The organism is Halomonas sp. TD01, from assembly GCF_923868895.1.
GTDB lineage: Bacteria > Pseudomonadota > Gammaproteobacteria > Pseudomonadales > Halomonadaceae > Vreelandella.
Genome location: NZ_OV350343.1, coordinates 1,519,149 through 1,539,244 on the forward strand (window position 1 = coordinate 1,519,149; position 20,096 = coordinate 1,539,244).

A 20,096-nucleotide genomic window follows, 5' to 3' on the forward strand; every position below is an offset into this window, starting at 1 on the left:
GAAAAGGGAACATCAATCGGTTAGATCACTTAGGCTGTCAATGTTGGAGCGTTCACGAGTGACAATCTGAATGACTTCAGGGTAGATGTGTCCGATAAAGGCGACGTTATCAATAGCACCGCTTTCGAACTCTCCGCTTCCTGCAACGGCATCTTGCGCCGGTGCGTGCACGGTCATCCCGAGATCCATATTGTTATCACGGATGCTCACTAAGTTTTCGATTGAGGCGCCAGTTTCAATATTGGTGAAGTTTTGATTTTCCAGATACCGGTTCCAAATAGTGGCCATCTCACCACCCAGTGGGTAGTAAGTACCCCCTTGGCTACCGGTACCTAAAATAAACTCTTCTTTGGCGTCTGTTTCGCTAAGCTCAGCGACAGGGTTGTCTACGGTGAGGCCTTGCTCTTCGTAATACTTTTTAGCACCGGGGTGAATGGGCAGACCTTCTGAGCCATTCAGTGCATTTTCAAGGGTAATAAACGCAGACTGAGAGTGCGTGTTTTCTTCAGCATATTCATGCATTAAACGCGCTAGTTCATAACCTAGCTCTTCATCAATAGTATTCGTGTTGCCAACTAAAATGGCATAAGCAGTAATAGTATTTACATCTTCACTTTGGAAAGCATAGCTATTAGCAGGAATCGTAAAGCGCTGATAAGCGCTATTTTCTTCAATATAGTCAATAGCGTCATCGCTTAAACTAATCAAGCGTGCATCGCCACTCGAGGCTTGTAAGTTCTCGATGCTACCAGAAGGCAAACCAAGAATGCCGATAGAAATATCGATGTTGCCATCTTGTACGCCATCGAGTGCAGCACCAAACCCTTCCTGATAGGTATTGTACTTATCGCTACCAATCCCGTAGGCATCAAAAAGTAGTTGAGAAACGCTTTGAGTGGTACTGGCAGGGGGGCCAATAGCGATATTAGGTTTGCTCTCGCCACCACAGCCTGCCAACAAAAGAGTGGCACCTACGCCGCATAGCACTTTTGGTGATAGCACTTTTGTTGGAAACACGTTAGAGGGAATGTTTTTCATGTTAACTCCTGCTAATTAAATTATTTATAATAAAATTATGTTTAGCAATTTTCGCAATCCGACCGTCTGGGGATCGATCAGTAAAAATGTCGCGAAAAAGATAGCTGGCTATTGTTCACGTATGCAGCTCGACAGACAAAAGAAATTAAGTTGCGTACGCATTCCATTTTGTCATGCCAAAAGCTTTTAAGAAATCCCTTATGTAATCAATAATTTGTTCTTTTTATCTGCATGCCCAGCACGACGTTTTCTTTTTATAGTCTGCCTAGTGGAATATGTGCTAGCAATGAGTGGGCTATGCTGGGCTTCTGCTTCTGATTAAGTGTTCACACCCAATGCATTCCTGCTTGGCATGTATTTAGCTTTTTTTTTCGTTTGTGATCTGCCATATGAACCTGTTTGATAAGGGAACACATGGCAATTTCAGGAGCGTTTACGACGATGGACCTTCCCTACGTCAGCAGTGCATTAGGCATCCTTCATCCCGTTTGTATTACTAAAGGGCGGAATGCAGAGGTATGGGATGAGGCGGGGCAGCGTTATATCGACTTTATTGGCGGTATTGGTGTGCTTAACCTGGGGCATGGCCATCCAGCGGTGGTCGAGGCCGTCAAGGCCCAGGTCGATACCCTCATGCATTCAGCGTTTAATGCCTTGCCTCACCGTGGCTACCTTTCTGTCGTAGAGCGTCTTGATCAGTTTGTGCCGGTTTCTTATCCGTTGGGCTGTATGCTGACAAATAGCGGTGCGGAAGCGACCGAAAATGCCCTGAAAGTCGCCCGTGGCGTTACGGGTCGCCAAGGCGTGATTGCCTTTGACGATGCTTTCCATGGCCGCACGTTGGCAGCACTCAATTTGAACGGCAAAGTTAAGCCCTATAAAGCAGGCTTGGGCGCGTTGCCTGGCCCGGTGTATCACGTGCCGTTTCCTAGTCAGGACAGTGGGGTATCCGCTGAGCAATCGCTGGCTGCGTTAGAGCGCGTATTTGACGTCGAGATTGCCCCCAGTGAAGTAGCGTGTGTCGTCGTTGAACCCATTCAAGGGGAAGGCGGCTTTCGTTTACTTTGCCCCCAGTTTGCCAAAGCGCTGCGGGAAATCTGCGATCAGCACGGTATTTTATTGATTTGTGACGAAATCCAATCAGGTTTCGGACGAACCGGTAAGCGCTTTGGTTTCAGTCACCTCGGCATCGAGCCCGACCTGCTTCTGTTAGGAAAAAGTATTGCCTCAGGTCTTCCGCTTGCTGCCCTGGTCGGGCGTAAAGAGTTAATGGATGCCTTACCCAAAGGCGCGTTGGGAGGCACCTATTCAGGTAATGCGGTGGCTTGCTCAGCCGCGTTGGCAGTCATGGATATCATGCAGGATGACGCGCTAAGTGCATGGGGAGATGCCCAGGAAGCGGCGATTGTGAGTGCTTACCAACGCTGGAAGACAAGCGAGCGTTTTCCCATGCTAGGGGCCATGACCGGTATTGGTGCAATGCGCGGTATCGTCTTTGAAGACACTGAAAACGCCACGGGGGCGGAGCACTTAGCTAACCTGTTATCCGCCGGACGTGATGCTGGCGTTTTGTTAATGCCCAGTGGCCGCAAACGTAATGTCTTACGCTTATTACCGCCGCTGACCACTGAAGCAGACGTCATGGCAGAAGGGCTAGGGCTTATCGAGCAGGCGCTGGAGACGCTCAAGGCATGATCGCAATGGTCAGCGAAGTGGCAGTGCGAAGTGGCTATGTGGCGTTTCTCGACGCCTTGCGCGCTCGCGGCTTTGAAGGCGAGATTGCCCCTGACTACGCCAACCGCACGGTGCTGGCGACGGATAACTCGATTTACCAGCGCCTGCCCCAGGCGGCGGTGTTTCCTAAGCACGCGGAAGATCTTGAACGCCTTACCAAGCTAGCCGCTGAGCTGCCCCACCGCGATATCGTGCTAACGCCTCGGGGCGGCGGCACGGGCACTAACGGCCAGTCGTTGACCGACGGTATCGTGGTGGATGTTTCCCGCCATATGAACCAGATCCTATCGATTGATGTAGAGGCACGGCGGGTGCGCGTTCAGGCGGGCGTGGTGAAGGATCAACTCAACGCGGCGCTGAAGCCCCATGGGTTGTTTTTTGCCCCGGAGCTGTCTACTTCTAACCGCGCCACCATCGGCGGCATGATCTCCACCGATGCCAGCGGCCAGGGCAGCTGCGAGTACGGCAAAACCCGTGACCATGTGCTGGAACTGGACACGGTTCTGCTGGGAGGCCAGCATCTGCATAGCCGCGCGCTTAGCGCTGACGAAGAGCAGCAGGCCGCTGCCCACTCCGGCATTCTCGGCCAGGTGCATACCACTGCCGCTGAGATTATCGACCAGCAGCGTGAGCTGATTGAGGCGAAATTTCCGCCGCTCAACCGCTGCTTAACCGGCTACGATTTGGCGCATCTGCGGGAGGCGCAAGGCCAACTGAACCTGAACAGCCTGCTGTGTGGTTCGGAAGGCTCGTTGGGTTTTTTGAATGAAGCGGTATTGAACGTGCTGCCGATTCCCAAGCACGCCACCTTGGTTAATGTGCGCTACCCAGGCTTTATGGGCGCCCTGCGTGATGCTAAGGCATTGATGGCCAGCAGCGCTCGGCCCACCTCGATTGAAACCATTGACGACACCGTGTTGCAGTTGGCCATGGAAGACTTTGTCTGGGACAGCGTAGCTGAGTTTTTCCCCGCCACCGGTAGTACGCCGATTCGTGGCATTAATCTGATCGAATTTAATGACGATGATCCTGAGCGCTTGGCGGAACGGGTACAGGCGTTCACTGACCATTTGAGCCAAGACGCTACCGTTGAGCGCTTAGGCTACACCCTGGCCGAAGGTCGCCCGCAGATCCAAAAAGTCTACGCCATGCGCAAACGCTCGGTGGGTTTGCTGGGCAATGTACAGGGCGAAAAGCGCCCGATTGCGTTTGTGGAAGATACTGCCGTACCACCGGAGCACTTGGCTGACTTTATTACTGAGTTTCGTGCCGCGTTGGATGCTAGGCAACTTGCATACGGGATGTTTGGCCATGTGGATGCGGGAGTGCTGCACGTGCGCCCGGCGCTGGACATGAAAGATCCCGAGCAGGAAAAACTGATTCGTGAGATTTCCGATGAAGTGGCAGCCCTGACCCAGAAGTACGGCGGGTTGTTGTGGGGAGAACACGGCAAAGGCGTGCGCTCGGAGTACGGCCCCAAGTTCTTTGGTGAGTTATACCCCAGCCTGCAGCGCGTTAAAGCCGCGTTTGATCCGCATAACCAGCTAAACCCAGGAAAAATTGCGTCGCCCGCCGAAAGCAATAACCTGATTGCCAAAGACAGCGATCCTGAACTGTTAACGATCGATGGCGTCACTATGCGCGGCCAGTTGGATCGCACCATCGACGAACGCGCCTGGCAGGCCTACGACGCGGCGGTGTATTGCAACGGCAACGGTGCCTGTTATAACTACGACCTTGATGACCCCATGTGCCCTTCCTGGAAGGCTACCCGCGATCGTCGTCATTCGCCCAAAGGCCGCGCCAGCTTGATGCGTGAGTGGCTACGCCTACAAACCCAGGCGGGTATCGATGTGGTGGAAGAGTCGCGCAAGAAAAAAGCCGAAAACGGCTGGGGCTTTGTTAAAAGCTTTCCCCGCCGGGTCATGAACACCGTTAGCAAGCAGCAACACCACGACTATTCTCACGAAGTTTACGATGCCATGGCGGGCTGTTTAGCGTGTAAATCCTGCGCGGGCCAGTGCCCGATTAAGGTCAACGTACCGCAGTTCCGTTCGCAGTTTTTAGAGGTCTACCACGGCCGCTATTTACGCCCGCTGCGCGATTACATCATCGGTGGCACCGAATTCATGTTGCCAACCCTTGCCAAGGTTGCGCCGCTGTATAACGCCCTACTCAACCAGCGCTGGGTAGATAGCCTGATGCGTAAAGGGCTTGGAATGAGTGACTCCCCGCAGCTTTCCCGCGCTAGCGTGAAAAAACAGCTGCGTGCCTGGGGCGTTGCCGAAGCCACGCCCACCTCGCTTGCGCTGCTGACCGAGCAGCAGCGCGCCAACAGCGTGATAATTGTCCAGGATGCGTTCACCAGCCACTTTGAAGCCAAGTTGGTGATAGACGTGGTGGAACTGCTGTCGCGGCTCAACCTGAGGGTGTTTGTGATGCCGTTTTCTGCCAACGGCAAACCGCTGCAGGTACAGGGCTTTTTAGGTGCCTTTGAGCGCACGGCAGAAAAACAGGCCAAGCGCCTGCGGGCGTTGGCAGAGTTTGAGGTGCCGATGGTGGGTATCGACCCCGCCATGACGCTGACCTATCGTCAGGAGTACGTGAAAGCCTTAGGTGCCGAGCAGGTCCCCGAGGTGTTAATGCTGCAAGAGTGGCTGGCTACCCGTATTAACACGCTAGCGCCTCGCCAGCTGAACTTAACCGATCCTGGCTTTAAGCTGCTGTCCCACTGCACCGAAAAAACCAACGCACCGGGCAGCCCCAAGGCCTGGCAGCAGGTGTTTGCGGCGTTTGGCTTACAGCTAGAGTTAGCCACCACAGGCTGTTGCGGGATGTCCGGCACCTACGGCCATGAAACCCGCAATGTCGAAACCTCGAAGACGATCTACGCCCAATCCTGGCAGCCCCAGGTGGAAGCCGAGCAAAACAAGGGCAAGCTGCTCGCCACAGGCTACTCCTGCCGCAGCCAGGTGAAACGCTATTCTGGGCAAACTTTGCCACACCCGCTTCAGGCGCTATTGGCGCAATTGACGTCGGTATCTCATCCTTATCCCAACAATATGCAAGAGAGAGCAACGAAATGACTCAACCGAACCTTCTTTCAACCAATGATGTTCGCGACCGTTTCTCTAAGGCGATGTCGGCCATGTATCAAGCCGAAGTGCCGCAGTACGGCACGCTGCTTGAACTTGTCGAGCGCGTTAATCAAGAAACGCTTAGTCAGCAGCCTGAACTTCATCGCCGCTTGGAGGCACAGGGTGAGTTGGCGCGTTTGAGCGTAGAGCGCCACGGAGCCATTCGTGTGGGAACCGCTACAGAGCTTTCCATGCTGCGCCGCCTGTTTGCCGTTATGGGCATGTATCCTGTCGGTTATTACGATCTTTCTGAAGCGGGCGTGCCGGTTCACTCAACCGCTTTCCGGCCCATCGACGATGACGCGTTGGCGATGAACCCTTTCCGCGTTTTTACCTCGCTACTGCGTTTAGAGCTTATTGAAAGCGAGGCGCTGCGCCAGCGTTCAGAAGAAATTCTGGCTAAGCGCGATATCTTTACCCCAGGGGCGCGCGAACTTATTGAGCGTCATGAAACCCAGGGTGGGTTAACCAGCGAAGAGGCCGACCAGTTCGTCAAAGAAGCTCTGGAAACTTTCCGTTGGCACCAGGATGCGACGGTCGATCTGGATACCTATCATGCGCTACATGATGAGCACCGTTTGATTGCCGATGTGGTGTGCTTCCGTGGGCCGCATATTAATCACCTGACGCCGCGCACCCTGGATATCGACGAAGTACAGCGCCGCATGCCGGAGATGGGCATGAACCCCAAAGCCGTCATTGAAGGGCCACCGCGTCGTGAGTGCCCGATTCTGCTGCGCCAGACCAGTTTTAAGGCGTTAGAGGAATCGATTCGTTTTGCTGGTGACGCGCAAGGCACCCACACCGCTCGCTTTGGTGAAATTGAACAGCGCGGTGTGGCGCTAACACCGAAAGGCCGTGCGCTTTATGACCAGTTGCTTACTGAAGGCCGTAAGCAAACCGCAGGGTTGGATAACGACGCGCACCAGACGGTCATGAAGAACGTATTCGCCAAGTTCCCTGATAACGATGAGGCAATGCGCCGTGAGGCGTTAGCGTATTTTCACTATCATCTGACCGAGAAAGGTCAGGCCGCTAAAGACGCTGGTAGTGCCGATATTGATTCGTTAATCGCCCAGGGCCTAGTGGAAGCACAGCCGATAACCTATGAAGACTTTCTGCCGGTCAGTGCGGCGGGTATTTTCCAGTCAAATCTGGGTGGCACTGAGAGCGAAGCCTATGCCGGGAATGCCAATCGCGATGCCTTTGAAGAAGCGCTGGGTGCCCAGGTAACAGACGAGCTATCGCTCTATGCAGAGCGCGAAAATGCCTCTAAAGCGAAGGTGCTGGCAAGTTTAAAAAACTAATCCATCGTTAATTAAAGAACGGCAGCACAGGAATGTGCTGCCGTTTTGTTAAGTAGTAACGCCCTTATTAGATAAGCACCCGTAGACACTGACCCGCATGATATAGCGAGAAACCGCCCTCATAGGCACAGCTCCACAGCGGGCGTGCTTTGATGGGTTTGGGCTGCGATAGCGGAAGAGGTAGCAGACTGTCATCTTCGTTTGCAATGTAGTGGGCAAAACCTTCGCCAACCACCGTGCCGGTAGTAATGCCTCGTCCGTTATAGCCAGTGGCTGACAATATCCCAGGAGCCGGTTCAAAAATACGCAAGGTGTGGTCCGGTGTGAACGCGACCTTACCTGTCCAGGTGTATTCCCAGCGAACGTTGCCGAGCTCGGGAAAATAATGATTCTGTATGGTATCGGCCCAGCGGGTTAAGTAGGCCAGTGGTTTGCCTTCACCTTTGCCCAGGCTGCCCAGTATTAAGCGCCCTGCCTTATCCCGGCGAATGCTGCTAAGCACTGTCCGGGTGTCCCAAGCACCTTGCTTTTCTGGAAGAATTGCATCGGCAGCTTCGCCCGTTAGCGGTTCTGACGCCAGTTGATAATAATGGCCGGTAAAGAAGTGTTGTCGAACTTGGTTCCAGTCATCTTCGGTATACGCATTAGTCGCCATGACGACTCTGCTCGCGGTCACGCTGCCGTTTTGAGTCAGCACGCGCCAGCGGTCTTCCTGTCGCTCGATGCCTGTTACGGGGCTTTGGCAGTAGAGAATAGCCCCAAGATCCGCTGCCGCACGTGCGAGACCTCGCGTATAGGCACAGGGGTTGATAGTACCTGCGCGCTTATCAAGCAACGCTGTATGTATCTGAGAGGTTCCCGTCATCCGCTCGCATGCCTCTCCTTCGATTAACGTCACCGGCGCCCCACGGTTTTGTAACTGATCCCGGCGGCGTGCGAGCTCTTGGCAGCCTTTAGTGTTATGGCCAAGGTGAAGGGTGCCTGTGCGCGTCGCATCGCACTCAATTGCATAGCGCTCAATAATGTCGAATACCTTTGCTGGAGCGCCGCCCAAAATAGTATTAACGCGCTCACCTTTCTCTTCACCTAGCGCAGCCACAATGTCATCGGGTGGAATCCAAAGCCCAGCATTAACGAGACCAACATTGCGGCCTGAGCCTCCCGTGGGGATATCTCCCGCCTCCAGCAAGATGACCTTGATGCCTTTTTCGGCCAAATGTAACGCGGTGGACAGGCCTGTAATACCACCACCAACAACACAGACCTCGGCCTCTTCCTGGTTCGTTAACGCAGGGTATTGTACTGGGGCTTCCGCGCTCGTTTGCAGCCAAAGGCAGCGCTCGGAGAGGGTCGTTTGCATCTTATAGTACCTCCTGAAAAGAAGCGCAGGTCGGCCATGGGCCGACCTTGTATGGCTATGAAGTGGGTTGGGAGGAGTAGTCGGTTTTGGGCGTATGGGGTTTGTTTTCAGCCTCGTCCTCGGAGGCTTCACGGGGAATAAAGCGGCCGGTTAGTGCCCACAGCAAGCCGAATAAAGGGGATAACCAGCAAGCGAAGGCGAAGGGCGCATACGCTAGCGTGGGTACGCCAATCGTCGAGGACACAAACCCACCGCCCATGTTCCAAGGAATCAACGGAGAGGAGAGCGTGCCATTGTCTTCAATGGTGCGTGACAGCGTCGATGCCTTATAGCCCATGGCTTGATACTGGCCTTTCAGCAAGCGACCAGGTAGCACCAGTGTTGTATACACATCGCCAATAATAGTGCTTACCGCCAGCGTTGTGCCGGAGCTTGTTGCCACTAAGCTGAAGCGACCTTTAATGAGCCGCATGAGCTGCTTAATAATCGCATCAACGGTGCCATAGGCTTCCAGCATGCCAGCAAAACCCAGCGCGAAGAACGTAAGCGTTACGACCCAGGTCATGGAGAGCACGCCGCCACTGCTGAGCAGAGCATCAATCGCCGGATTACCGGTATCGCTGCTAAAACCATTTTGCATGGCATCAAACACGGCATGTACGGTTTCACCTTGAACGCCGATGGCCACTAAGCCGCCTATCGCAGCGCCGGTGAAAATAGTTGGAAAAGGCGGAAATTTGGCAAGCGCTAAACCGATGACAACAAAGGGCGGGATCAGCGTTACCCAAGAGAGCGTAAAGGTGTCATCAAGTGCCTGGCGGAATGTTGCAATATCGGTGCTCCGTTCAAGCTGGCCGCCATAGCTAGTGCCGAGCCACATATAAAGTACCAGCGCGACAATCATGGCGGGCACCGTGGTGGCCATCATGCTACGTATATGGCTCCATAAATCGGTTTCACATACGGCAGGGGTTAAGTTGGTAGTCTCTGATAAGGGCGACATTTTATCGCCAAAGAACGCACCGGATACCAACGCCCCGCCCGTTAGATACATGGGAATGCCCAGCCCTTCCCCGATGCCCATTAGGGCAAGCCCGAGCGTTCCTACTGTGCCCCAGGATGTGCCTGTGGCAAGAGATACCAAAGCACTAATGACGCAGGTCGCGACGAGGAAGTAAGAGGGTGAAACCAGTTGAAAACCGTAATACATCAGCGTGGGCACTGTGCCGGAAAGAATCCAGGTACCAATCACCATGCCGACTGCTAAAAGGATAAAAATAGCGGGCATCCCTAGCTTAACCACCTCAAGCATTGAGGCTTCCATTTTCTGCCAGGGTATGCCACGGATGCGTCCGCACAGAGCACAAATCATTATCCCGAAGGCTAAAGGAATATGCGGGGTAAAGTCAGAGAAGATAAAAAATTGCAGAATTAGAATAGCGGTAGTGGCCAGCAGCGGTAATAGCGCCATCGCGAGGCCCGGCGTCGGGCCGATTTGGACATCGTCACGCATACGTCACCTTCATTTTTTATGATTTTAGTAAGGGCCCTGCAGATAAGGGCCCTTATAGAGGGGAAGGGTTAGTCGAACTTAATACCTTGGGCCAATGGGAGTTCACGAGAGTAGTTCACGGTGTTAGTTTGGCGACGCATATAGCTCTTCCAAACGTCGGAGCCAGACTCGCGACCGCCACCGGTTTCTTTCTCGCCCCCAAATGCGCCACCGATTTCGGCACCGCTCGGGCCGATGTTGACGTTGGCGATGCCACAGTCACTGCCAACGGCAGAGATGAAAGTTTCGGCTTCGCGAACATCGGTGGTGAAAATACAAGATGACAGACCCTGGGGAACGTCATTATTGGTAGCAATGGCTTCATCCAGCTCTTTGTAGGTGAGGACATAGAGAATGGGTGCAAAGGTTTCGTGCTTGACCAGGTCGTTCTGCTCTGTCACTTCAACAATGGCCGGCTCGACGTAGTAGCCTTCGTTGCTGTTGGCGATCTCTACACGGTTGCCGCCGAATACACTCGCACCTTGCTCACGCGCCTTAGCCAGCACACTTTGCATCGCATCAAAGGCTTGGTGATCAATCAACGGGCCAACCAAGTTACCGTCAAGCGGATTGCCGATGGACACCGCGCTATACGACTTCTTAAGACGCGCTAAGATTTCATCTTTAATGGATTCATGAACGACTAAGCGGCGCAGTGTCGTACAACGCTGTCCTGCTGTACCTACCGCAGAGAAGAGAATGGCGCGAGTCGCCATATCAAGGTCTGCGCTTGGCGCTAAGATCATGGCGTTGTTGCCACCCAGTTCAAGAATGCTGCGGCCGAAGCGCGCTGCCACTTGTGGGCCTACTTCGCGACCCATGCGGGTGCTGCCGGTGGCGCTGATCAGCGCAACGCGAGCGTCATTGACCAGCTGTTCGCCAGCGGCACGCTCACCAATAATCACCTGGCTCAGGTGCTCAGGTGCTTCATCGCCGAACTCTTCAATGGCGCGCTCTAACAGTGCCTGGCATGCCAGCGCCGTTAGCGGTGTTTTTTCAGAAGGTTTCCAAAGTAAGCTATTGCCGCAAACCAGCGCTAAGGCTGAATTCCATGCCCATGGGGCGACGGGAAAGTTAAACGCCGTAATCAGGCCAATCGGACCTAACGGGTGCCAGCTTTCACGCATGTGGTGACCAGGGCGCTCGGAAGCGATGGTCAGTCCAAAAAGCTGGCGTGATTGGCCAACGGCAAGGTCGCAAATGTCGATCATTTCCTGAACTTCGCCAAGCCCTTCCTGGAGAATCTTGCCGCACTCCCAGGTGACCAGCTCGCCGAGAGATTCCTTGTGCTGGCGCAGTTGATCGCCAAAAAGGCGCACCAATTCACCACGACGGGGGGCTGGCACGCTTTTCCAGGCCTGAAAGGCTTTTTCTGAGTTCGCGATAGCTGTTTCAACGTCGCTGCTAGAGGCCGTTGTGAGACGGCCAATCTCGCTACCATCAATCGGCGTTGTAACAATCAGGTTGCCGCCTTGATACTGTTCTTTTGCGACACCCATTTTTTCCATCAGGGAATGAATCATTGCTTCACCAAATATTAAGTTGTGAGTAAATTGGTTACAGGGCCAGTATTGCCAAGCTTGCGGTAGCTCATCAAACGATGTTTGTGAAAAACATCATTCCTTAATTTCACCAAGTGGGATTGCCATGCGTCGTCGAAACTTACCTTCTTTGACCAGCTTGAATTGCTTTGAGGCCGCGGCGAGGCATCTCAGTTTTACGCGGGCCGCGGATGAGCTGAGCCTGACGCAAAGTGCGGTGAGCAAGCAGGTGTCACAATTGGAAGTAACGCTGCAACATCCGTTGTTTAGGAGGGTGAGAAAGCGCCTGCACCTGACGCCAGAGGGGGCGGTCTATCTTGGCGAAGCGCGTAAAATACTAGCCCAGGTCGAAATGTCTACGCGTTATATGCAGTCTTATGGCGTAGAGGCAGATGTACTGAATATTGCCACGTTGCCCACCTTTGGGGCGCGTTGGCTTATCCCAAGACTCAACGGATTCCGCTTTAAGCATCCAGATATTAATCTTAATATTTCTAACCGTACCGAGCCGTTTGATATGCAAAAAGAGCGCATAGAGGCGGCTTTCTTTTTTGGCCATGGTGTATGGCCGCGGGCTGAGTGTATTAAGTTACTAGATGAAGACGTGGTGCCTGTCTGCGCGCCCTCCACTATGGAGCAGACGACCGTACGCGACCCATTGGATTTAACAGACATGGTGTTGTTACAGGTTTCTACTCGGCCCGAGGGGTGGCATGACTGGTTTGAAGCACAAGATCTATATACGGAGCACAGCTACCATGGGCCAAGATTCGATACGTTCTATATGGCGTTAAGATCTGCCCGCGCGGGCTGCGGTGTTGCACTAGTGCCAAGGTTTCTTGCCCAAGAAGAGCTTGATGAGGGGAAATTAGTCATTCCTTGGCAGTTCTCGCTTAAAAGCCAGGATGCTTACTACATGGCCTACCCAGAACATATGGTCGACGTTTATAAACTGCGCGTTTTTATTGACTGGATACGAGCTCGTTTGGATTAGTTGTTAGTTGTTAGTTGTTAGTTGTTAGTTGTTAGTTGTTAGTTGTTAGTTGTTAGGGCGACGGGTAAATGGTCGGGCAGGCGCTTTAGTTCTTCTAAGGGTATGGGGCGTGCGAATAGGTACCCTTGGAGTAGGTCACAGTGGCGGCGAGTGAGGTCTTCTTGTTGTTCGCGGGTTTCAATGCCTTCGGCGACGACTTGCATATCCATATGGTGTGCCATGGTAATCACGCCCTGGACAATGGCGGCCATGCGCCGATTTTCCAGCGTCTTTTGCACAAAACGGCGGTCTAGCTTGACCTTATGGGTGGGCAAGTCGCACAGGTAACTGAGGCTTGAAAAGCCGGTGCCAAAATCGTCCAGGGCGACGCGCACCCCCATGGTTTTAAGCGTTTGCATTAGCTCAATAATGGGGTCTGTGCCATCCAGTAAGACGCTTTCTGTCACTTCTAATTCAAGGCGTTCCGGTGGTAAGCCAGTTGCTTTTAACGCGTATTTTACCTCATCAAGAAAGCCGTCTCGGCAGAACTGCAGCGAGGAAATATTCACTGCCACTGAGAGCACTCGGTCACTTTGCTCGTTCAGTGCCGCAATTTCTCGGCAGGCTTGGAGAAGTACCCAGCGTCCCAGTGGAATAATTTGCCCCGTTTGCTCAGCGAGTGGGATAAATTCACCCGGGGCGATTAAACCAAGCGTGGGGTGACGCCAACGCACGAGTGCTTCAACGCTGCGTATGCGGCTGCTCATAGCATCGACCAGGGGCTGATAGTGCAGTTCAAAGTGCCCTTCGATAAGCGCAGTGTGCAAGTCGTGTCGCATGGCGACGCTGTGTTTAACGCTCTCCGCTTTTCGCCCACGGTACCATTGCCAGGTGTTGCGCCCCTGGCGCTTGGCTTGTTCCAGTGCTAAGTCGGCGTGTTGGAGCAGGCTGTAGGGCGCTACAACGGTAGCGGTGTCACAGGCAATGCCAATGCTAGCGCTAAGGTGAACCAATTGGCCCTCAAGCTCTATAGGCTCCGCAAGGGTGGTGAGAATGCGCTCGGCTAATAGGTTGATCGTGGCGTCGAGGTCATCTTTTACACTCAACAGCAGGGCAAATTCATCCCCCACTAACCTAGCCGCCATGGAAGGAGGGCTAACCAGCCCCTCTAAGCGCTGGGCGACGGTAATTAACACGCGGTTAGCCGCGTGATGGCCCAGGCCATCGTTAATGGCTTTAAAACCATCTAGATCAAGCTGCATTACCACCAGTGTGCCAAGGTGTGGCCCTAAGGCGTGAAGCTGAAAGCGGCTGGCTAATCGTTCGGTGAAGGCAGAGTAGTTGGGCAGACCGGTGAGCAAATCATGGGTGGCCTGATAGGCCAGTTTGGCCTCTTGGGCTTTTTCATGGGTGATATCTTGATGAATGCCGATAAAGTGGCTGCAGGTGCCACTTTGATCAAACACTGGGCTGACCACCAAATGATTCCAAAAGGGCTCGCCGTCTTTACGATAATTAAGCAGCGTAATACTCACGTCACGCTGTTCGCACATGCCGGCGCGAATGGCGTCAATCGCTTCAGGGGCCGTTTCGGGGCCGTGCAGAAAGCGGCTGTTATTACCGATGATTTCACCATGCTCGTAGCCAGTAATGCGCGAAAAAGCAGGGTTAGCGAACACAATCGGCATGCCGGCCTGTTGCGCATCCACCATGATAATGCCGCTGGGACTGGCTTCCATCCCCCGTTTTAGCAAGCGCATTTCTTCGGTTTGTTGTTTGCGCTCGGTAACGTCGCGGCATATTCCATAAACCCCCACGATCACGTCGTCCACCACCACTGGGAAATTGGTAATCTCTAGATGGTAGTGATGGCCGTTGGCATGCTTTCCGACAGTTTCATAAGTAATGGCTTCGCCACGGCAAGCATTATCAAACGCTTGCTGAGTAAGCTCCTGAAAGGAGGGAGCAATAAACTGGTTAAAATGAGCCCCTATTAAATTAGACGCCGGATAGCCGGTAATGCTTTCAAGTGCGCTATTGCAGCGCTGAAAGTGTCCGTTAAGATCAAATTCGTAAACGCCATCAGGGTGATTCACAAACAGGGAGCGGTGCCACTCAGAAAGCGTGCGATGATGCTGTTTATCACGGTGCCGCACAAGCACCAGGGCGGCGAGGCTGGCACTTCGGGCTAGGGAGTTCTGCGCGTTTTGTGAAGGCGTTGCTGGGCGGCGGTAATACGTGGCGAAAGTACCCAACACTTCATCGTTAGCGGAAAGGATCGGCATTGACCAGCAAGCGCGTAGTCCTTCTGCGCGTGCTAATTCGCGAAAGTCTTTCCAATTAGGGTCAGTGTCAATGTCACCAGTGACTACTAGCTGTTTTTTAAAGGCGGCTCGTCCGCACGTTCCAATTGCGGGGCCAATCTCAATGTTTTGCATTTGGGCGATGTAGCTAGCTGAAAAGCGCGGGCTAGGAACGAGGCTTAACGTGTTCTGCGCCGGATCGAAGCGCATAATGGAAACCAGCGCGTCAGGCAGCATCAGTTCTGCCCACTCAATCAATGCGACCAGCGTTGTGGTGAGTGGCGCTCCGGCGGCGGTCAGCTCGTGGATTTCCTGCTGGGCCTCTAGTAGCGGAAATTCATGGTACATAACGCGCCCCTTTCATGCATAAGACCTAAGGGCCTTATGGCTGTGTTTTTGTTTAATTCTGACGCGTGGCTGTTCAACACGTACCATGTAACTAAACATAAGTGATAGCAACGTAAAAGTGCTCGTCCTTTATGCTAATTATCGCGATTAACAGTACCTAGCAGTTTAGCCCTTGAACGTCTGTTTGGTCATACTGTTTCACCGTGCTAAGGCCTTACTTGTACTATGGATGTCTAGGATGCTATGTCAAAAATTGATGAACGATGTACCTCAGCATATGAAGAGTCGCGGCTAGCCGAACTGGCTGGGTACGAGATACTCGATACCCCTAAAGAGGCCGCATTCGATGAAATAGCTGAGGTAGCCTCTATCATCTGCGAAGCACCTATTGCGCTAATTAACTTCGTTGATCGAGATCGCCAGTGGTTTAAAGCCATCAAGGGGTTATCGATACGTGAAACCCCGTTGGATATTTCGATTTGTGCGCATGCGATTCTTCAATCAGGCCTGTTTATTATTCCGGATACTACGCTGGATGAACGATTTTCCAGTAACCCGTTAGTTATCGGCGACCCGCATCTACGCTTTTATGCGGGGGCATTGCTGGAAAACGAAGCGGGGTATCCGCTAGGTACCTTATGTGTGTTGGATTACCAGCCCCGTGAGTTGACGGATAAGCAGCGCTTCGCGTTGCAAGCGCTTGCTAATCAAGTGATGGCGCATATGGAGCTGATGCTTTCATACCGTTATCAAAAGCAGTTGATTCTTGAGCTGGAGGCCACCCGGGAAGAGATGGTGCAGTTAGCTGCGACGGATATGTTGACTGGCTTATTAAATCGCCGTGCATTCGAACAACGACTGCAGGAAACGTTAGCGCTAATAAAACGTGGCGCGCCCTCAGCCGCATTAGTAATGGTGGATTTAGACCATTTTAAGCGTATTAATGATGTGTTTGGTCATCCTGCGGGGGATGACGTATTGAAGTGTTTTGCTGATCTTTGTGTATCGATCTTTCGCGAAGCTGACGTCATGGCGCGCTGGGGCGGGGAAGAATTTATGTTGCTAATGCCTAATACTTCGGTAAAAGAGGCACAGCAAGCGGCTGAACGCCTGCTGGATAGCCTAACCAGCACCTCGATGGCAGCAGAGGCAGACACGCCGATATATGTCACGGCAAGTATTGGCATTTGCCCTCTTAATGCGAACAGTCAGTTAGAAGAGAGGTTGCACACGGTCGATGGCTTGCTCTACCAAGCAAAGCGGCAGGGTCGAAATGGCATCGTAATTGAAGGTATCTCGCCTATTGAAAAGCGTTGACCCATAACGCTTGTGCGCTGGTGTTCAGGGAAGCGATTTAAGCCTAAGGTGTCGTAAAGCCTTTGTTTTTACGTTAAATCACTCAAGCTATTTCAACTTTCGCCGATACTAAAAGATGCCCAGAAAAATAATGTAAGGAAGTCTCCCATGCGTCTTGAGTTCAGGCCGTCGTTATTTTGCCCCTTGGCAAACCTTCAGCTCTGTTTCATTGAGGAGTGTTAATGGTTGCACCATTGCCACCGAATGAAGCAGACCGTTTGCGTGCGATGTGGCGCTATATACGTCATAACCAGGCACCTGACTCTGTTTTAGACGCCATTACCCGTTCGGCCGCCAAGTTTTTTGACGTTCCAATTGTGCTGATCAGTTTGGTTGAAGAAGAGTGTCAGTGGTTCAAGAGCCAGGTGGGCCTCGAAATTGCCAATACCCCCCGTGACGTCTCGTTCTGCGCTTATGCCATTTTGGAAAACGAGCTTCTGGAGGTGTTGGATGCCACTGTGGATGCCCGTTTCCAGAATAATCCCTTAGTCACCGGCCCGCCTTATATTCGCTATTACCTGGGAGCGCCGCTAGTGACGCCCGACGGGTTTTCTATTGGCACGCTGTGCCTGATAGATCACCGCCCAAGGGCAATAGGTGACGAGCATAAGCGTCATTTGCAGGCCTTAGCTCACCAAGTTATGAGTCATCTAGAGTTGCAGCGGCTTCAACGTCTGGAGCAACTTATTAATCACGCGGGGCTGGGTGTTTGGGAGCTCGATGTAAGCTCCAATGCGATGTGGGGCAATGAGGCGTTTCTGCGCTTGCATGGCGCTGCGCCGTTAACACCTAGTAGCCGCCTTGAGCTCGCAAACCACTATTTGCCTGAAGATCGCGACACACTGGAAAGCGGGCTGGGGAAGATCATTCATCAGGGCACCCCTTTTGACGCCTGCCTACGTTTGAAAGCCCCCGGCGAAACGGCGATTACCTGGGTACAGTTAACGGGCGCTTCTATCGACGATACGGTGCCCGCCCGCCATATTGCCGGCACCCTGCAGGACATTACGCTCCTTCAGCGGAACAAACACGAACTTGAGTGGCGTCACCGTATCGATGATCTAATCACTCGCCTGCAAGCGAGCATTATTGCTGGAGATAATATCTCCGCTACGTTTTCAGGTGCGCTAGAGGCGCTGCTGTCGCTAACGGAGAGTGAATACGGGTTTATTGGTGAGGTGTTTAAGGATGAGAACGGAGAGCCGTTCCTTAAGACCCACGCCATTACTGATATTAGTTGGGACGACGCCTCACGGGCACTTTACCGTAAGGCACAAGCGCACGGTTTAGTGTTCTCTCAGTTAGACTCACTCTATGGTCATGTTCTGCGTACTGGCAAGCCGCTGATTAGCAATCGACCTTCCCATGATCCAAGGCGTGGCGGACTGCCTAAAGGGCATCCTTCCCTCGATACGCTGTTGTGTCTGCCTGTCTCAGTGGAAGGCGAGATGGTTGCCATGCTGGGACTTGCCAACTGTGCTAAGGGGTATAGCAATGAAACGCTTACGTTGCTTGAGCCATTGCTCCGGCCACTTGGTCAACTGATTCACGGTTTACGCTTGCGCCGTCAGAACGATGAAGCCTGGAAGCGCCTGGAGCTATCCTCCAAGGTGTTTTCTAGCAGTCGTGAAGCGATCATGATCTCGGATAGCGATAATCGCATTATTGAGGTTAATGAAGCATTTGAACGAATTACCGGCTATACCCGTGACGAAGTGCTTGGCAAGAACCCTCGGGTCTTATCGTCAGGGCGCCAAACACCTAGCTTCTATCGGTCACTGTGGGCGTCGCTGAACGAGAAGGGATATTGGCAGGGTGAAGTGCTTAATCGACGCAAAAACGGCGATCCATTGCCAGAGATGCTGTCAATTTCAGTGGTACGCAATGAAACTGGTGACACTACCCATCATGTTGCCGTTTTCTCCGACCTGACGCGTATCAAGCAGCATGCGGATGAGCTGTTTCGAGCGGGGTATGTGGATCGCCTGACCGCACTGCCTAATCGCCGCCACATGATTGAGCTTATGCATGAGGCGCTTGATAGCAGCAAGCCAGATGAAACCCTGGCAATAGCGGTACTCGACTTAGATGGGTTTCAGGAACTCAATTCGAGATTTGGTCGAGCGGGGGCTGATCGAATCCTGGTGGCTTTGGCTGGACAGTTGGTCAATGCGCTAGGGTCAGGTGATCTTATCGCTCGTATCGGCGGGGATGAGTTTGCCTTTTTACTGCACCGATTTGAGGGCAGTCTGGAGCGTTTAGAACTTATACTTCAACAGGTTACGAAACCACTGAGGATACCTGAACTAGGGGTCACAGATAAGACGCCGCTAAGACTGACTGGCAGCCTAGGCGTTACTCTCTTTCCTGCTGATCACAATGATCCTGACACCCTGTTACGTCACGCCGACCAGGCGATGTATCGCGCCAAAATGGTCGGTGGTAATCGTTTCGTCCTGTTCGACCCTGAGCGCGAACAAGAGCTTAAGGACCTTCAGATCCGGCGTGGACAAATTGCACGTGCACTTGATGCAGATGAGTTTGTGCTCTTTTACCAGCCACAGTTTGATCCAGTCCTTCAGCAGGTCACCGGTGTGGAGGCGCTGATCCGCTGGCAGCACCCCGAGCGTGGGCTGCTGGCCCCCGGTCAGTTTCTACCCGCGATTGCTGGCAGCGAACTAGAACTGAGCTTTGATGCATGGGTGCTCGAAACGGCGCTGAAGCAGATGGAGGAGTGGCATGCCAGCGACATCATGCTGGAGGTATGCATTAACCTGAGCCCCCAGTCACTCACCCGAGCCGATTTCTTCGATACTCTGCAGGGTGCGTTAGCCGCACACCCAGATGTGTCGCCAGCACTGCTATGCCTTGAGGTACTGGAGTCTGCGGCGCTGGACGATCTACAAGCCGCGACACAGGTCATGCGTGCCTGTCGCTCGCTAGGGGTGAACGTTGCCTTGGATGATTTTGGTACGGGGTATTCGTCGCTGACCTACCTACGTGATCTGCCCGTGGACGTGGTTAAAGTAGATCGCAGCTTCGTTATCAACATGTTGGAGCGCGATCATGATTTGGCCATTGTTGAGAGCGTTGTGTATCTGGCTAAACGATTCAATAAAAAAGTCGTCGCGGAAGGGGTTGAGAGTAACGCTCACGTCAAACGACTGACAGAAATGGGCTGCCATTTGTTGCAAGGATTCGGTATCGCCCGTCCCATGCCGGCAAAGGCGTTGCAGACGTGGTACGAACATCCCTCAAAAATGCTCAAAGAACTCAACCTTACCTGATAGCTAGCCCCCTTGTGCGGCCAGAAGACAGCGCTACGACAGGATATAAACGTCCATCAAAATGAATTAGCAAAGGGAAATAAAATGCTAATTTAACTGAAAAGTAGCGTTGACTTATACAGGGCGGGTCTGTGATTATAAAAAATAATTAACATTTCAA

11 protein-coding genes are annotated in these 20,096 nt (G+C 52.9%); 6 read left to right on the forward strand and 5 right to left on the reverse strand.

All coding sequences use genetic code 11. The annotated features are described in order from the left end of the window. Positions 1-12: 12 nt before the first annotated feature. Complete coding sequence (locus tag L1X57_RS07135; protein ID WP_009723051.1) at positions 13-1,038, reverse strand: TAXI family TRAP transporter solute-binding subunit; 1,026 nt, start codon at positions 1,036-1,038, stop codon at positions 13-15. Positions 1,039-1,452: 414 nt separating this feature from the next. On the opposite strand from L1X57_RS07135, the gene L1X57_RS07140 reads away from it, so the two are divergent. The 3 genes from L1X57_RS07140 to hglS are packed head-to-tail and all read left to right on the forward strand — an operon-like array spanning position 1,453 to position 7,216. Next, positions 1,453-2,733: a 2-aminoadipate transaminase gene (locus L1X57_RS07140; RefSeq protein ID WP_234667985.1), complete on the forward strand. Its 1,281-nt coding sequence runs from the start codon at positions 1,453-1,455 to the stop codon at positions 2,731-2,733. Then, positions 2,730-5,858: a D-2-hydroxyglutarate dehydrogenase YdiJ gene (gene ydiJ / locus L1X57_RS07145; protein WP_234667987.1), complete on the forward strand. Its 3,129-nt coding sequence runs from the start codon at positions 2,730-2,732 to the stop codon at positions 5,856-5,858. Before L1X57_RS07140 ends, ydiJ begins: the two co-directional genes overlap by 4 nt. Then, on the forward strand, positions 5,855-7,216 hold the full coding sequence (gene hglS / locus L1X57_RS07150; protein WP_234667989.1) for a 2-oxoadipate dioxygenase/decarboxylase HglS: 1,362 nt from the start codon (positions 5,855-5,857) through the stop codon (positions 7,214-7,216). The genes ydiJ and hglS overlap by 4 nt, the downstream gene beginning before the upstream one ends. Before the next feature lie 67 nt (positions 7,217-7,283). On the opposite strand, the gene amaA is transcribed toward hglS, so the two are convergent. From amaA to amaB, 3 genes are all read right to left on the reverse strand, one after another. Further along, positions 7,284-8,576 carry an L-pipecolate oxidase gene (gene amaA / locus L1X57_RS07155; protein WP_009723045.1) on the reverse strand — a complete coding sequence of 431 codons (1,293 nt, stop codon included), beginning with the start codon at positions 8,574-8,576 and terminating at the stop codon, positions 7,284-7,286. A 55-nt stretch (positions 8,577-8,631) separates the two neighbouring features. Then, positions 8,632-10,089: a Na+/H+ antiporter NhaC gene (gene nhaC, locus L1X57_RS07160; protein WP_009723044.1), complete on the reverse strand. Its 1,458-nt coding sequence runs from the start codon at positions 10,087-10,089 to the stop codon at positions 8,632-8,634. A 68-nt stretch (positions 10,090-10,157) separates the two neighbouring features. After that, on the reverse strand, positions 10,158-11,651 hold the full coding sequence (amaB, locus tag L1X57_RS07165) for an L-piperidine-6-carboxylate dehydrogenase (protein WP_009723043.1): 1,494 nt from the start codon (positions 11,649-11,651) through the stop codon (positions 10,158-10,160). 124 nt (positions 11,652-11,775) lie between these two features. On the opposite strand from amaB, the gene L1X57_RS07170 reads away from it, so the two are divergent. Continuing rightward, the gene (locus tag L1X57_RS07170) at positions 11,776-12,663 is read left to right on the forward strand and encodes a LysR substrate-binding domain-containing protein (RefSeq protein WP_039868866.1); all 888 of its coding nucleotides are present in this window, start codon (positions 11,776-11,778) and stop codon (positions 12,661-12,663) included. Positions 12,664-12,701: 38 nt separating this feature from the next. Here the strand turns inward: L1X57_RS07170 and L1X57_RS07175 are convergent, their stop codons facing one another. Then, a complete protein-coding gene (locus L1X57_RS07175; RefSeq protein WP_009723041.1) occupies positions 12,702-15,293 on the reverse strand; it encodes a bifunctional diguanylate cyclase/phosphodiesterase in 2,592 nt (863 codons plus the stop codon). 243 nt (positions 15,294-15,536) lie between these two features. Between L1X57_RS07175 and L1X57_RS07180 the strand changes: the two genes are divergently transcribed. Together L1X57_RS07180 and L1X57_RS07185 are read left to right on the forward strand one after the other, a co-directional pair. Continuing rightward, the gene (locus L1X57_RS07180; protein WP_009723040.1) at positions 15,537-16,610 is read left to right on the forward strand and encodes a GGDEF domain-containing protein; all 1,074 of its coding nucleotides are present in this window, start codon (positions 15,537-15,539) and stop codon (positions 16,608-16,610) included. Between the two features lie 221 nt (positions 16,611-16,831). Then, positions 16,832-19,936, forward strand: a complete 3,105-nt coding sequence (locus L1X57_RS07185; protein WP_009723039.1) for a bifunctional diguanylate cyclase/phosphodiesterase — start codon at positions 16,832-16,834, stop codon at positions 19,934-19,936. The last annotated feature ends 160 nt before the right edge of the window (positions 19,937-20,096 follow it).

Coding starts and splice junctions, on each gene's coding strand:
- L1X57_RS07135 (WP_009723051.1), bottom strand. CDS start 1,038: ATGAAAAACATTCCCTCTAACGTGTTTCCAACAAAAGTGCTATCACCA.
- amaB (WP_009723043.1), bottom strand. CDS start 11,651: ATGATTCATTCCCTGATGGAAAAAATGGGTGTCGCAAAAGAACAGTAT.
- L1X57_RS07140 (WP_234667985.1), top strand. CDS start 1,453: ATGGCAATTTCAGGAGCGTTTACGACGATGGACCTTCCCTACGTCAGC.
- L1X57_RS07175 (WP_009723041.1), bottom strand. CDS start 15,293: ATGTACCATGAATTTCCGCTACTAGAGGCCCAGCAGGAAATCCACGAG.
- ydiJ (WP_234667987.1), top strand. CDS start 2,730: ATGATCGCAATGGTCAGCGAAGTGGCAGTGCGAAGTGGCTATGTGGCG.
- L1X57_RS07180 (WP_009723040.1), top strand. CDS start 15,537: ATGTCAAAAATTGATGAACGATGTACCTCAGCATATGAAGAGTCGCGG.
- amaA (WP_009723045.1), bottom strand. CDS start 8,576: ATGCAAACGACCCTCTCCGAGCGCTGCCTTTGGCTGCAAACGAGCGCG.
- hglS (WP_234667989.1), top strand. CDS start 5,855: ATGACTCAACCGAACCTTCTTTCAACCAATGATGTTCGCGACCGTTTC.
- nhaC (WP_009723044.1), bottom strand. CDS start 10,089: ATGCGTGACGATGTCCAAATCGGCCCGACGCCGGGCCTCGCGATGGCG.
- L1X57_RS07185 (WP_009723039.1), top strand. CDS start 16,832: ATGGTTGCACCATTGCCACCGAATGAAGCAGACCGTTTGCGTGCGATG.
- L1X57_RS07170 (WP_039868866.1), top strand. CDS start 11,776: ATGCGTCGTCGAAACTTACCTTCTTTGACCAGCTTGAATTGCTTTGAG.